The 14112-nt window shown below is 69.1% G+C and carries 10 protein-coding genes and 2 pseudogenes; 4 read left to right on the forward strand and 8 right to left on the reverse strand.

Going from position 1 to position 14112, the window contains the following annotated elements:
* The first annotated feature begins 66 nt into the window (after positions 1–66).
* Complete coding sequence (locus ACQEWB_RS08890) at positions 67–1227, forward strand: TDT family transporter (protein WP_432828808.1); 1161 nt, start codon at positions 67–69, stop codon at positions 1225–1227.
* Here the strand turns inward: ACQEWB_RS08890 and ACQEWB_RS08895 are convergent.
* From ACQEWB_RS08895 to ACQEWB_RS08905, 3 genes and pseudogenes are all read right to left on the reverse strand, one after another.
* A complete protein-coding gene (locus ACQEWB_RS08895) occupies positions 1154–1879 on the reverse strand; it encodes a helical backbone metal receptor (protein ID WP_432828810.1) in 726 nt (241 codons plus the stop codon). The two genes, ACQEWB_RS08890 and ACQEWB_RS08895, sit on opposite strands and share 74 nt — an antisense overlap.
* Entirely contained in the window at positions 1879–2457 is a 579-nt protein-coding gene (locus ACQEWB_RS08900; protein WP_432828812.1) for a helix-turn-helix domain-containing protein, read from the reverse strand. Before ACQEWB_RS08900 ends, ACQEWB_RS08895 begins: the two co-directional genes overlap by 1 nt.
* A 935-nt stretch (positions 2458–3392) precedes the next feature.
* Positions 3393–4099 (reverse strand): annotated as a pseudogene (locus tag ACQEWB_RS08905) (glycine betaine ABC transporter substrate-binding protein); the annotation flags it as partial.
* Positions 4100–4380: 281 nt separating this feature from the next.
* On the opposite strand from ACQEWB_RS08905, the pseudogene ACQEWB_RS08910 reads away from it, so the two are divergent.
* Together ACQEWB_RS08910 and ACQEWB_RS08915 are read left to right on the forward strand one after the other, a co-directional pair.
* Positions 4381–5324, forward strand: a pseudogene (locus ACQEWB_RS08910) (5'-3' exonuclease).
* 101 nt (positions 5325–5425) lie between these two features.
* Entirely contained in the window at positions 5426–6274 is an 849-nt protein-coding gene (locus tag ACQEWB_RS08915) for a siderophore-interacting protein (protein WP_432828814.1), read from the forward strand.
* 49 nt (positions 6275–6323) lie between these two features.
* On the opposite strand, the gene ACQEWB_RS08920 is transcribed toward ACQEWB_RS08915, so the two are convergent.
* From ACQEWB_RS08920 to ACQEWB_RS08930, 3 genes are all read right to left on the reverse strand, one after another.
* A complete protein-coding gene (locus ACQEWB_RS08920) occupies positions 6324–7100 on the reverse strand; it encodes an ABC transporter permease (RefSeq protein ID WP_432828816.1) in 777 nt (258 codons plus the stop codon).
* A complete protein-coding gene (locus ACQEWB_RS08925; RefSeq protein WP_432828818.1) occupies positions 7097–8113 on the reverse strand; it encodes an ATP-binding cassette domain-containing protein in 1017 nt (338 codons plus the stop codon). Before ACQEWB_RS08925 ends, ACQEWB_RS08920 begins: the two co-directional genes overlap by 4 nt.
* A 197-nt stretch (positions 8114–8310) precedes the next feature.
* The gene (locus ACQEWB_RS08930) at positions 8311–8931 is read right to left on the reverse strand and encodes a PadR family transcriptional regulator (RefSeq protein WP_432828820.1); all 621 of its coding nucleotides are present in this window, start codon (positions 8929–8931) and stop codon (positions 8311–8313) included.
* A 225-nt stretch (positions 8932–9156) separates the two neighbouring features.
* Here ACQEWB_RS08930 and ACQEWB_RS08935 point away from each other — a divergent pair, with 225 nt between their 5' ends.
* Entirely contained in the window at positions 9157–10719 is a 1563-nt protein-coding gene (locus tag ACQEWB_RS08935) for an amino acid permease (protein WP_432828822.1), read from the forward strand.
* On the opposite strand, the gene ACQEWB_RS08940 is transcribed toward ACQEWB_RS08935, so the two are convergent.
* Positions 10705–12093, reverse strand: coding sequence for a cytochrome P450 (locus ACQEWB_RS08940; RefSeq protein WP_432828824.1), 1389 nt, complete (start codon positions 12091–12093; stop codon positions 10705–10707). The two genes, ACQEWB_RS08935 and ACQEWB_RS08940, sit on opposite strands and share 15 nt — an antisense overlap.
* A 26-nt stretch (positions 12094–12119) precedes the next feature.
* Positions 12120–13163 (reverse strand): terpene synthase family protein, encoded by a 1044-nt coding sequence (locus ACQEWB_RS08945; RefSeq protein ID WP_432828826.1) that lies wholly within the window; start codon positions 13161–13163, stop codon positions 12120–12122.
* Positions 13164–14112: the final 949 nt, after the last annotated feature.

The following is a 14112-nucleotide window of genomic DNA, read 5'->3' on the forward strand; positions in this document are numbered from 1 at the left end:
TCAGCTTATGCCCTCATAGAGACACACTCCCTGGTCGAGGCCGAGCGGCAGCGAGACCGTGGAGACATGGTCACCGCAGCCCAGCCCCTCCTCCCCCGTGCCACCGCACGTCCCCCGCGCGTCACCGCCGTCCGTCACCTCGGACCCAACTGGTACGCCACCGTCATGGGCACCGCGATCGTCGCCACCGCCGGAGCCGGCCTGCCCGTCCACATGCCCGGTCTGCGCGGCGCCTGCACAGCCGTGTGGGCGCTCTCCCTCGGCCTCCTGCTCAGCCTCCTCGCCGCCCGTGCCCTGCACTGGACCCACCACCGCGACCAGGCCCGCGCCCACCTCCTCGACCCGGCGATGGCGCCCTTCTACGGCTGCCTCTCCATGGCCCTGCTGGCCGTCGGCGGCGGCGCCCTCACCGTCGGCCGGGACTGGCTCGGCCTGGACACCGCCCTCGCCCTGGACGCCGTGCTGTTCGGCGCCGGGACGGTGATCGGACTCGCGGCCGCCGTCGCCGTCCCGTACCTCATGGCCGTACGACACAAGGTCGAACCGGGACAGGCCACCCCTGTGTGGCTGCTGCCCGTGGTCGCGCCGATGGTGTCCGCGGCTCTCGGGCCGCTGCTGGTGCCGTATCTGCCGGCCGGGCAACCGCAGGAGACGCTGCTGCTCGCCTGCTTCGCGATGTTCGGGGTCAGCCTGCTTCTGACCCTGGTGATGCTGCCGTTGGTCTTCGGGCGTCTGATCACCGGCGGACCGCTGCCGCTCGCGCTCACCCCGACGTTGTTCCTCGTGCTGGGCCCGCTCGGCCAATCCACCACCGCCGTCGGCAAGTTCGCCGACTTCGCCCCCGGCGTCGTACCGGCTCCGTACAGCGAGGGCTTCGGCGTCCTGGCCGTCCTGTACGGGGTTCCCGTCCTCGGTTTCGCGATGCTGTGGCTGGTGTTCGCGACCGCCCACGTGGTGCGGGCCCGGCGGAACGGCATGGGGTTCGCGATGACCTGGTGGGCCTTCACCTTCCCCGTCGGCACCTGTGTCACGGGCGCGGAGGCACTGGCCCGGCACACCGGGCTGGTCGTGTACGACTGGCTCGCGGTCGGGTTGTACGTCGTCCTCGTCGCCGCCTGGGGTGCCGCCGCCGTACCCACGACACGCGGTCTGGTCAGCGGTGAGCTGCTCGCAGGGCCTCGCCCAGCACCCGTGGCGCCTCGGCCAACGACGGCCCGTACCAAGTGAGTTGGCGTCCGCTGACGAGCGCGCAGGGCAGGCCCGGGAACGCTTCCGGGCCGTCCTCGGCCGTGAAGAGGTAGGGCTCGTCGGGGAGGACCACGACGTCCGGGGCCGTCGCCCGCAACTCGTCGAGCGGGATGCGCGGGTAGCGGTCGGGGTGGGTCGCGTAGGCGTGGTCGACGCCCAGGCGGGAGAGGACGTCGCCCGCGAAGGTGTCCCGGCCCAGGACCATCCAGGGCCGGCGCCAGATGGGGACGATCGCGGTCGTACGGCGGCCCGGTGGGCGCAGGGCCGACCAGGTCTCCTCCGCCTCGTCCAGCCAGCGCGGGCGGGTGGCCGTGCCGCAGGCCGTGAGCACCCGGTCCAGTTCGCGGAAGGCCCGCGGGACGTCCCGCACCTCGGTCACCAGGACCTCGACGCCCGCGGTGCGCAGGGCGGTCAGGTCGGGTTCGCGGTTCTCCTCCTCGTTGGCGACCACCAGGTCGGGCGCGAGCGCGAGGATCCGCTCCAGCTTCGGGTTCTTGGTGCCGCCGACCCGCGTGACGTCCAGGTCCGCGGGGTGGCTGCACCAGTCCGTGGCGCCGACCAGGGCGCCCGGCGCGGACAGCGCGATCGCCTCCGTCAGCGACGGGACGAGCGAGACGATCCGCGGCGGCACTACCGGGACCGGTCCCGGACCGCCTCGATGTGCTCGGCCACCGCGACGACGATCAGGCGGGTGTCCGGCACGGTGGCCCGCCACCGGTGACGCACCCCGCCGGTCAAGTACAGCGTGTCGCCGCGGCCGAGCCGGTACGCGCGGCCCTCCGCCTCGATCTCCACCGCGCCGTCGGCGACGTACATCAACTGGTCGTTGCGGTACTGGAATTCGCGGCCCGCGTCATGGTCGCCGATGAACTCCGAGGCGTGCATCTGGTGATGACCGCGCACCAGGGAACGCACCCGCGGCGCGCCCTCGGGCTCGGCCGTCTCCGCGCGCACCACGTCCACGCTGCACGCCGGGTCGGCCGCCGCGAGGAGCTCCACCGCGGTCGTGCGCAGGGCGTCGGCGACCTTCTCCAGGGAGGTCCGGCTGGGCCGTGCCCTGTCGTTCTCGACCTGGCTGAGGAAGGGCACGGACAGGCCGCTGCGCTCGGCCACGACGGCGAGGGTGAGATCCAGCGCCCGGCGGCGTCGCCGCACGGCCGCGCCCACGCGCAGGGGCTGTTCCTTGTGGTCGTCTTTGTGGTCGCCCATCGCTCCGGCTCCCTCCTTCACTCGTCGGTCCGAACACGTTTCCCGCGTACTTCTCACGAGTACTTCTCACAAGTACTTCTGATGAGTTCTCTGCACCTTACGCAGGTTCGGCAAACCGTTTCATGCGCCCGTCACACACCCGTAAACACTGCGTGCGGTCAATTCGCCAACTCTCGCCAGTAGACCAGTTCCCCGGCCTCTCCGGGCCCGGAACCCTCCTTCGGGACGAAGACGCTGACCAGCGGGGCCGGGCGGCCGTCCGGGGCGGTGAGGAGGGCGGCGGACGGACGGGCGAAGGCGCGGCTGCCTCCGGGGGTGCGGATCGCCGGCGGGTCGGCCCGTCCGGTCGCGGGATCGTAGGCGCACGTCCGCCGGCTCCCGAAGCCCCCGCGCCGCCGCTGCCCCTCGATCAGGACGAGCGGTCCTCCGTATGTTTCAAGGCGCGCGCGGCCGCATGTGTTCCCGGCATTTCCCCACGCCCGCGGGGCGCGATCAAGGCTGTGATCAGGCCTTGTGCTCCGGCTTGTGAAGTGCCTTGGTACGGCGGCGAGTTGGCGGTCGGTGTCGCAGTCGGCCCGGCAGTGGCCGGTCAGTTCGACGGTGTCGCCGTGCACCGCGGTGATGTCCGGTGTGCCCTCGGCGCAACGGGAAAGTGTGCGTGGCGCGTCGAAGGATCGGGCGGATTTTCCGGCCAGGAGGGCGCCGAAGCTTGGGTAATGGCGTAGCGCTATGTGGTTGGCCGGATCCTTTTCGTACCCGAGTGCCCATCCGCCGGTTCCGTCGGCGGCGAGGCCCCCGGCCAGGGGGTCATCCGGCCCACCATGTCCGGGACCTCCTTGAGCCAGGCGGCGACCGCCCGCTCCTCATGCCCCTGGCCGACCTTGCCGATCCCTGCCTCCAGGCCGCCGAGCCCGCCCTCACCGAAGAGCTTCTTGCAGGTTCATCTCACCGATGCCGGGCCCGATCCCGATGATCCTCCCGCCGAACTGCGAGGCCCTGCCCTTGAGGTCGTCGAGGGAGTCGATGCCCTTCATGTACGAGGGGACGCTCAGCTCAGCGACGTCCGGCCGTACCAGGCGCCGAGGTCGTCCAGCTCGCTGCCGTACTTCTTCCAGTACTGCTCGTGGGTGGTCGGCAGCCAGGCGTCGGTCTGGAAGTCGACGTTGCCGGCGGCGAGGGAGGTGTAGAGCGGGCCGGCCTCGAACTGCTTGGCGTCGACCTGGAAGCCGCGCTGTTCGAGGACCTCCTTCCAGAGGTAGGTGGAGGCGACGCCCTCGTCCCAGGGGATGCAGCCGATGCTGACCTTCTTGCCCTGGCCGACGTTCGTGCCGTCGGCGACCGGGGCGGTGCCGCCGCTGCTGCCGAACATGCCCATGCCGCCCACGACGAGGGCGAGGATCACCACGCCGATCACGGCGAGCGGCGGGCTTGGGCGGTACGGCCAGAGCTTCAGACCCTGGGCGGCGCTGGCCTTGGCTGCGGCGCGACGGCCGAGCGGGGAGATCTGGGTGCCGAGGGCGCCGGCCATGACGGTCGGCAGCGCGAGCGGCAGCTGGACGCGCGGCAGGGTGTCGCGGGGTGTGGTGCCGAATGCCTCGGCGGCCTCGACGAGTTCCTTGTCGACCTGGATCTGACCGGGCTCCACGGTGAAGGAGGCGTCGATGACGGCGGCCGTGGTGCCGTCGGCGCGCAGTTCCTCCCGGTCGGCGCCCCGGCGGAGCCGTTCGACCGCTTCGTCGGGGCGTCTGCCGAACACCTTGTAGAGCTGTTGGGCCTCAAGCCTGGCTGGCACGCGTACCTCTGATCTCGGGGGTGGGGGACGGTGCCGCGCCTGCCTTTGGCCGACCAGCGCAAACGCGATGGCGGTGCGGTTCACAGGGGGTGCGTGGGATCGCCGCCGGTGCTTCACATCGGTGGCTGTCGGTGCCGTACGGCATGATGCGAACGTGACCGGACGACTGATGCTCCTCGACACCGCCTCGCTCTACTTCCGCGCCTACTTCGGCGTCCCGGAATCCGTGAAGGCCCCGGACGGCACGCCGGTGAACGCCGTGCGCGGGCTGCTGGAATTCATCGACCGGCTGGTGAAGGACCACCGGCCGAGCGACCTGGTGGCCTGCATGGACGCGGACTGGCGTCCGCAGTGGCGGGTCGACCTGATCCCCTCCTACAAGGCACACCGCGTCGCCGAGGAGCGCGCGGCGGGCCCGGACGAGGAGGAGGTGCCGGACACGCTGTCACCGCAGGTGCCGGTCATCGAGGCGGTCCTAGACGCACTCGGCATCGCGCGCGTGGGCGTCGAGCGGTACGAGGCGGACGATGTGATCGGCACGTTCACGGCGCGCGCGAAGCTGCCGGTGGACATCGTCACCGGCGACCGCGACCTGTACCAACTCGTGGACGACGCGCGGGGAATCCGCGTGCTCTACCCGCTCAAGGGCGTCGGCACGCTCCAGTTGACCGACGAGGCGTGGCTGCGCGAGAAGTATGGTGTCGACGGCAAGGGGTACGCGGATCTGGCGCTGCTGCGCGGCGACCCGAGCGACGGGCTGCCGGGCGTGCCGGGCATCGGCGAGAAGACGGCGTCGAAGCTGCTCGCCGAGTTCGGGGACCTGGCCGGGATCATGGCCGCGGTGGACGACCCCAAGGCGAAGCTGACCCCGTCGCAGCGCAAGCGGCTCGACGAGTCGCGGCCTTACGTCGCCGTCGCGCCGAAGGTCGTCAAGGTCGCCGACGACGTCCCCCTTCCGGATGTCGACACGGCGCTGCCGCGCACCCCGCGCGACCCGGCGGCGTTGGATGCACTGGCGACTCGGTGGGGACTGGGCGGGTCACTGCACCGGCTGCTGACCACTCTTGATACGTAAACATTGTTTCCGTTTTCAGAAATGTCGCTCTCATTAGGGTGTTGTCAGGGGGAGAGGTGCTAACTTAGGTAAGCCTAAGCAAGGAAGCATGGGAGGCCGTCATGGCAGAACGTCCGGCTCGGAGGCCGCGGAAGCCCCATTCCGCGCAGGTCGTCCGCACAGAACGGCTGACCCCGCACATGCAGCGCGTGGTCCTCGGCGGCGAGGGACTGGCCGGTTTCACGGCCGACACCTGCACCGACCACTACGTGAAGCTGCTGTTCCCCCCGGCCGAGGGCGTGACCTATCCGGAGCCCTTCGACATGGAGCGGATCCGCGAGGAACTCCCGCGCGAGCAGTGGCCGGTGACCCGGACGTACACCGTGCGCGCCTTCGACCCGGAGTCCCGCGAGCTGACGCTGGACTTCGTCGTCCACGGCGACGAGGGTCTGGCCGGCCCCTGGGCGCTGCGCGTCCAGCCGGGCGAGACGGTGCGCTTCATGGGCCCCGGCGGCGCCTACGCGCCCAGCGTGGAGGCCGACTGGCATCTCCTCGTCGGCGACGAGAGCGCGCTGCCCGCGATCGCCCGCTCCCTGGAGGCGCTGCCCGACGGCGTCACGGCACACGCCTTCGTGGAGGTGTCCGGGCCCGAGGAGGAGCAGAAGATCGACTCCGACGTGGAGGTCGTCTGGCTGCACCGCGGCGACCGGCCGGTCGGCGAGATGCTGTGCGAGGCGGTACGGGAGCTGGAGTTCCCGGCGGGCCGGGTGCACGCGTTCGTGCACGGTGAGGCGCACTTCGTGAAGCAGCTGCGCCAACTGCTCCGCGTCGACCTCCAGATCGCCCGCGAGGACCTGTCGATCTCCGGCTACTGGCGGCTCGGCCACAACGAGGACGGCTGGCAGGCCTCCAAGCGGGAGTGGAACGCCCGTATCGAGGCGGAGCAGGAGGGTGCGGCGCCGGCCGCGTGAGACGCCCGAAGGGGCGGCACCCTTGTCGGGTGCCGCCCCTTCGCCATGCTCACACCGAGCGCTGGTACGACCTGAACGTCCGGATCGACAGCCACACCGCCGCCACCGCGAGCGCAAGGAGCGCGCCGCCACGGCTCAGCACGTCACCCCAGTCGGGATGCTCGGACAGTGCCGAACGGCCCGCGACCATCGCCCAGTTGAGCGGGTTGAAGTCGGCGATGTGCCGCATCCAGGAGGGCATCTGGGACGGCGCCATGAAGGCACTCGAAAGAAACGTCAGCGGCAGCAGCAGGAAGGTGTTGATGCCGATGATGGACTCCCGCTCCTGGACCAGCATGCCCAGCGCGTTGGACAGTGCCCCGAAGATCGTGCCGAGCAGCACGGCGCAGAGCACCAGGATCGCGATACCGCCCACGCCGCCGGGATAGTCGGCGCCGCCGATCAGGGCGAGCAGCACGATGACGACCGACTGGAACGCGGTGATCAGCCCGTTGTTGACGACGTTCCCGTTCATCAGCGCGGCCCGGCTGACCGGAGTGGTCAGGAAGCGGTTGAGGGTGCCGCGCTGGATCTCCTCCAACGTGCCCATGCCGGCCCACATGTTGGAGCTGAGCGCGCTCATCACGACCACGCCCGGGACGAGGTAGTCGAGATACGTGGTCGTCCCGAAGCCGCCCAGTTCGACGACCTTCTTGAAGAGGTTGCCGAACAGGAACAGCCAGATCACCGGCTGGATCAAGGTGATGATCGCGTAGGCGGGCTGCCGTGTGAACACCATGAGTTGACGCTGCGTCATGTACCAGGTCTGGGAGACGGCCGTACTCATCGCGCACCTCCGGCGAGGACGAGGTTCTCGGTGGCTTCGGCGTCGGCCTCGGAGTAACGGCGGCCGGCGTAACGGAGGTAGACGTCGTCGAGGGACGGCCGGGCGACGGTCGCGGCGGCCACGCCGACTCCGGCCCGCTCCAGAGCACCGAGCAGAGTGGGTACGGCGGCTGCCCCGTCGTCGGCACGGACGCTGATCCGGCGTCCGTCGACCAGCACCTCGTGCATGCCGGGCAGCCCGGTCAGGGCGCCGTCGAGCAGCACACGACCGGCCTCGCCGATCGCTTCCCGCAGCTCCAAGTGGACGGCGTCACCGCGGAGTTCGCCCTTGAGGGAGTCGGGGGTGCCCTCCACGACCACGCGTCCCCGGTCGACGATGGCGATGCGCTCGGCGAGCCGGTCGGCCTCGTCGAGGTAGTGCGTGGTGAGCAGGATGGTCAGCCCCTCCTCCCCCGCGAGCCGGTCGATCTCGTCCCACATCGCGGTGCGGGCCTCGGGATCGAGGCCGGTCGTCGGCTCGTCGAGGAAGAGCACCTCGGGCCGGTGCACCAGGCCCAGGGCCACGTCCAGCCGGCGCCGCATGCCACCGGAGTAACCCTTGACCGGGCGCCCCGCGGCATCGGCGAGGCTGAAACGGTCCAGCAGCTCGTCCACCCGCGTGTTGAGGGCGGCGCCCTTCAACCCGTAGAGCCTGCCCTGGAGTTGGAGGTTCTCGCGGCCCGTGGCGACCGGGTCGGCGCCGGAGCCCTGGGCGACCACGCCGATCGCGCGGCGCACCCGGTCGGGGTGGCGCAGCACGTCGTGTCCGGCGACGGTGGCCGTGCCCGAGTCGGGCTCGGCGAGGGTGGTGAGGATCTTGACGGTGGTGGACTTGCCGGCGCCGTTCGGGCCGAGGAGCCCGAAGACGGTGCCCGGTTCTACGGTGACGTCCATGCCGTTGAGGGCGGTGACGTCGCCCCGGTAGGTCTTGATCAGCTGACGCGCCTCGACGGCGGGCGCACGGGTACTGCTCATGACGACTGCTCTCCATGGTTGAGCGGATGTACGGCGATGTGTCTGATCCGTCTGATCCGCTGGAAGAGCACCGGGCTATCCTGGGTGTGCCGCACCTCGATCGCCTGGATGTGCCTTTCGGCGGATTCAGCTCGGGGTTCGCGACCCCGGCAGGGCTGCTGCAACAGCCCGGTCGGGGTCCTTCTCGTGGTGACGCGCTAGGTGAACTCCGCCGGCAGCTCCCCCGTTTCATGGAATTGGCGCCATCCCTCGACGCCCGGCATCGAGCCCTTCCTGATCTCCTCGACGAAGCCCCCGACCCACTCGGCCTGCGCCTCGACCATGTGCAGCTGGTACTCGACCTCGACGAGGAAGAGCCGCGGCACGGACTCGTAGAGCTTCTCCAGCGCCCCGCGGGCGCTCGCCGCCTCGACCTCCAGGGTCTTCAGCCGCTCCTCCAGGAGCCGCACCACCTCGTCGGGATGCACGACCCCGATGAAGGACAGCGCGCTCTCGAAGATCGGAAACTCCCTGGCCGGCACGGCCAGCAGGTCCGACATCCACTCGGTCGACTCCTCGCGCCCGGCCTCGGTGAGCCCGTAGACCGTGCGCTCGGGCCGGTTGCCCTGCCGCTCCACGTCCGTGACCTCGACGAAGCCGTGCTTCTCCAGGTTCTGCACGACCGTGTAGAGCGAGCCGTAGTTGATCTTCGTACTGGTGTCCTTGCCCTGCCGGCGCAGGGTCTGGGCGATCTCGTACGGATGCATCGGCTTCTGCCAGAGGGTGACCATCACGGCGAGCGCCAGCGGATTGCCGAGCTTGCGGCGCTTCATCGCCATGACCCTCACCACCTCGTAACCGAATATCCGTGTCCGAACATATCGCGATCCACCACAAGCCGTCAATACACACGATGTATCGCGTTTTCGGCTCGGCCACAAGGACGTGAGGACTTGGGCCCGCCGTGGACATGGCGACGTGACGCGGGCGAAACACCGCGTCCCTAATTTCTGTCGCCTGACAGGAATCCGCTCGCAGGACCCGCGCCCAAGGCAGGTGCCGCCGTGACGACGACCACCCCCTCCGACGTACGCCCCGATCCGCCGCACTCCCCCGACGACGGTTCCCTCGCGGAGTTCGGCTACCGCCAGGAACTGCACCGCAGCCTGGGCCGCTACGCCTCCTTCGCGGCCGGCTTCTCCTTCATCTCCGTCCTGACGACGGTCTTCCAGTTCTTCGCCTTCGGGTACGCGTTCGGCGGCCCCGTCTTCTTCTGGGCCTGGCCGGTGGTGCTGCTGGGGCAGCTGCTGGTAGCGGCCTGCTTCGCGGAACTGGCCGCCCGCTACCCCATCTCGGGCGCGATCTACCAGTGGTCGTCCCGCCTCTCGAACCTCACCTTCGGCTGGTTCGCCGGCTGGATCATGGTGATCGGCCAGATCGTGGTGGTAGCGGCGGCGGCCCTCGCGCTCCAGATGGTGCTGCCGGCGATCTGGTCGGGCTTCCAACTCGTGGGCACGGACCCGACGGTGACGTCACCGGACGGCGCGGCGAACGCGGCGGTACTCGGAGTCATCCTGCTGATCCTCACCACACTGGTGAACGTCGTCGACAACCGCGTGATGTCGGTGATCAACCGGGTCGGGGTGACCGCCGAGATCATCGGCGCGGTCCTGATCATCGTCCTGCTGCTGACCCACTCCGAGCGCTCCCCCGGGATCACCTTCCACACCACGGGCGCGGCAAGTACCGGTCTCTTCGGGGCACTTGCGGTCGGTTCCTTCACGGCGGCGTACGTGATGATCGGCTTCGACAGCGCGGGCGAGATGAGCGAGGAGACGCGCAATCCGCGCCGCACGGCACCCCGCACGATCCTCACCGCGCTGGGCGCCGCGGGCCTCCTGGGCGGCCTGATCATCCTCGGCGGCCTGCTCGCCGCGCCGAGCCTGACCGACGGGCACCTGGGCGTGGACGGCCTGAGTTACGTCCTGACGAGCAGCCTCGGCGACGGGGTCGGCAAGGCACTGCTGGCCGACGTGGTGGTGGCGATCGCGGTGGCCACGCTGGCCATCCAGACGGCGGCCTGCCGCATGCTGTTCTCGATGGCCCGCGACGCCCAACTCCCCTTCTCCGCCCGCCTGTCCCACGTCAATCCCCGCACAGGAATGCCCAGCGCCCCCGCCCTGGTGGTCGGTGTCCTGGCAGCGGCCCTGCTCCTCCTCAACTTCGCGTCCCCGGACGCCTTCCTGGCCATCGGCACGACCTGCATCGTGATGCTGTACCTGGCATACGCGATGGTCACGGGGCCGCTTCTGGTACGACGCCTGCGCGGCGAGTTCCTCTCGGAGGGCACCGACGAGACGAACGCCAAGCTCTTCTCCCTGGGCCGCTGGGGTATCCCGGTCAACGCCCTGGCCCTCGTCTACGGCCTGGCGATGACGGTCAACCTGGCGTGGCCGAGGGCGGCGGTGTACGACCCGACGGGCGGGCACTGGTACTTCCAGTGGTTCACGGTGTTGTTCTTGGTGGTCACGCTGGGACTGGGGGGCCTGTACCGGTGGCAGAGGACCCGTCGAACGGACATCGCGGAGAAGGAGGCACCGCCGGCAGTGCCCTCAGAATCCAGCTGATCGCCGGTGCCTGAGCAGCGGCTGCGGAGCTGTCGCGGAGCTGGTCGGCCGCGACACCGCGGTCATGAGCAGTCCCTGCGGATTGATCACAGTCCGGACTCCGGCACGCACCTTGGCTCCAGGCACAGGAGCGAGTTTCCACTTGGATGCGATGGCGGCCAGTGCGAGAACGCCTTGCATCATGCCGAAATTGTCCCCGATGCATTTTCGGGGCCCTCCGCCGAAGGGAATGAACGTCGCCCTGTCCGCCTCGGTCTGCCGCGTCTCGTTCCAGCGGCTCGGGTCGAAGACATGCGGCGCGGAAAAGTTCTCGGGCTGATGGTGTATGAGGTAGGGGCTGCAGATAATCGTCGTGCCCGCCCCTATCTCGTAGCCGCCCAGGCCTGTTCGGGTGGTGGTCACACGGGTGAAAAGACTACCGGGTGGGTAAAGTCGCAGGGTTTCCGTGATGATGCTTCGGGTGTACGCCAGGTCGGCCAGGCAACCGCCGGTGGCCGGAGCCCCGCCCAGCACGGCGTCGACTTCCCTGTGCAGTGCGCCTTCGATTTCCGGCTGAGCGGCTATGAGATGCAGAGACCAGGCGAGTGTTGCCGCTGTGGATTCCATGCCGGCGAAGAAGAAGATCATTGCCTGGTCGACCACCTCGTCGTCCGTCAGCCTCTCTCCCTCCTGGGATGACTCAAGAAGCGCCCCCAGAAGGTCCTTGTGTGTGGTGGCCCCGGTACGACGCGTATGGATGGCTGCGGTCAGCGCTTGACGGAGGTGAGCTCGGGCAGCGCGGTAGTTCCGGTTGCCGGGAGTGGGGAGTTTCGCCATGGACGGTGGCAGAAACATCCTCCGGTAACTGCCGCGGGACAGTGTTCCGAAGTCCCGAAGCATTGCGGAAAGCTCGTCTTCCGTGAAGGTCTGGCCCAGTATCGAGGCGACGATGGTCCGCGCGGTCACCTCCTGCATCTCCGCGAGGACGTCGATGGTTTGTCCGTCCACCCATCCGTTGATGGCCGAGTAGATCATCTCAGTCATCGTTTCGGCATACTGGCCCAGGTTTCCGCGGTTGAACACTGGTTGAATCAGGCGGCGTTGACGCCGATGGGACGAGTGCGGACACAAGGCCAGCCCGTTGCCGAACCCTTCCCTGACCCGGTCGTACAACAGGCCACCCTTGTCGAACACCTTGTCGTTGAGCAGGACTTGACGTGTCAGTTGTGCGTCGCACACGACCAGAGCGGTCATGGGGCCGATTCGGACCTCTACCAGGGTGCCGTGCGAAGCGAGCGAGCTGAGGAACGGCAGCGGGGAGCGCAACAGAGACGGCGCGTGGCCGATCAACGGAAAGGATCCTGGTGCCCGAGGAATGCCGGCTCGGGTGGTCATGTGTTCCTCCCTGGGGCTGCGACGGGTCAGAGGTGCACGGCGCGGGGCGCGGGGGCGAAGCGTCGGCTCGTCTTGTGGAATTCCAGGCTTCCGCTCACCCAATTCCTGAGATTGGCGATGTAGTTCCTTCCGTCCGCGCCCAGGTGGCGGGCGATGCGCTTCTCGGTGCGCAGGAAGGTGGCCAGTTCGTCGTCGCGCCGCTTTCGGGCGTATGTGATGGCCGCTGCGGTCCCGCACTTCCGTTGCTGTGCCACTGCGGTGATGAGGTTGGCGATCGCCGAGTGGTCTCCCTGTTCCTTCCAGTAGGAGAACAGGTCGTTGTCCCAGGCGATGATCCGGTTGGCGGACCGGGAGAGCTGCTCCACGTCCGGATGGGCGCGTTCTTCTTCGGCCAGGTGATAGCGGTTGAGCATCGGAAAGAGCGCGAAGCAGGTGAGACAGCCGGAAGCCGACTCGCGCATCGTGATGTAGTCGTCCAGAGCGGGAGTGCGCCCGGTGGCGCGGTACATGGTTTCCCACAGCTGCCCGTTCAAGTAGTCACGGACTGCTTCCGTCCAGCGGACGAGTTGGGCGGGTGTGGCGTGTTCGGCGATACGGCACCGCAGGTCGAACAGAGCACGCGCGTAGTTCTCTTCGGGCTCCTCGCCAGGTGCGTAGCCCGTCACGGATCGCTTGAGGCGCAGTGTCAGATGGGCCATGTCCCACGCCTGGGCACCGGTGAACGCTTCGTCGCACACACCGTCGTCAAAGGCGTACAGCCATACGTACCAGTCCCCGGCCAGCCGGAGGAGGTGGCGGTCCGAGTACGGATTGGTGAGACCGAGCAGTGCCCCGATGTCGCATTGCTCCAGCCACTGCCGACGCTCAGCAGTCAGCAGTCCATGTCCCTGCATCCACTGCACAGACGCGCCGAAGACGTCGCGAGCCCAGGCGTTCTGCCGCACCACGAAGGGCGTTGTCAGGCTGTCCTGAGTGCCACGGAGGTGGGCATGAACGCGATCCATTGCCCCGTCCCGCACATCCCCTCCCTCGGCGAGGCGTATGCACACGCCCGTCGCGGTCTTGTCCATGCTGAGCACCTCTTTCTGGTCGGCTTGTTCCTCGGCGAGGTGTGCTGCGCCGCCTTGCCGCGAACAGGCTCTCGAGGTGACCGGGGGAGCGGCTCCGGGCGCGGTGCAGCAGCATCAGCCGCAGCGGATTCCCGGACGGGAAGAGCATGTGGCCGACCGCATCGCCGACGGATGGCCCCGGTTCACACAGCGGGGGCAACCGGCGAAGCTCGGCCTCGACAAGCCGGGGCAGCGCATCCTTCGGGCCGGCGTGGGACCACCGAGGAGCGGCAGACGCCGGGTCAGCGGGCGGGGTCTTCGCATTCAGTGGAGGTGTGCCTCCCGTCGGTTCCGTCGGGTCGTTGCACAGCGTGAGCGGAGGTGCTGGGTCGCTCGGTTCCGGAAGCAGGCGAAGAGGCGATGGCGGGCGGCGGGGATCGCGGAGTGGTCGGGGGTGACGTGCCTGCGGTGACAGTCAGGCCCAGGAGGGCTCGCAGGAATTCCTGGCCCTGCCGGGCCGTGTGGTTCTGCCGGCCGTAGGCCAGATCCGTTCGCGCTGTTGGCCTGCCCGCGCACGAGTGTGCTCCAGGATGGCCGAGGCAGTGGCGGTCACAGTGGGCGGCGACGGAACGAGTGGCACCACGGGCTCCCCCTTCCACGGCGGCGCGAACAGGACGCGCCACCTTCGGCCGTACGCCTACTATCACATCGCAGTTCGGTCCAGACCGGAAGTGGCCGCCGTTGATTCAGACATGAACGTGTTGCACTCACATTTGAACGGTCGCCCGATCAGGCTGCACGCGCCCCCCTTTGCGGTCGGTGACCGAGCGGCGGCCGAGCCGAGGCGGAGACCGGAACGGCTCGATACGCGCGAGGCGTCCATCGCTCTGCCCGGGCGTGCAGGTCGGGTCCGGTCCCGGGCCGCGTCGGCCGTCCGGATGGAGGAAGGCGCGTGAAGGAATTCGAGGCG

Source organism: Streptomyces sp. CA-249302 (genome assembly GCF_050936785.1).
Classification (GTDB): Bacteria; Actinomycetota; Actinomycetes; order Streptomycetales; family Streptomycetaceae; genus Streptomyces.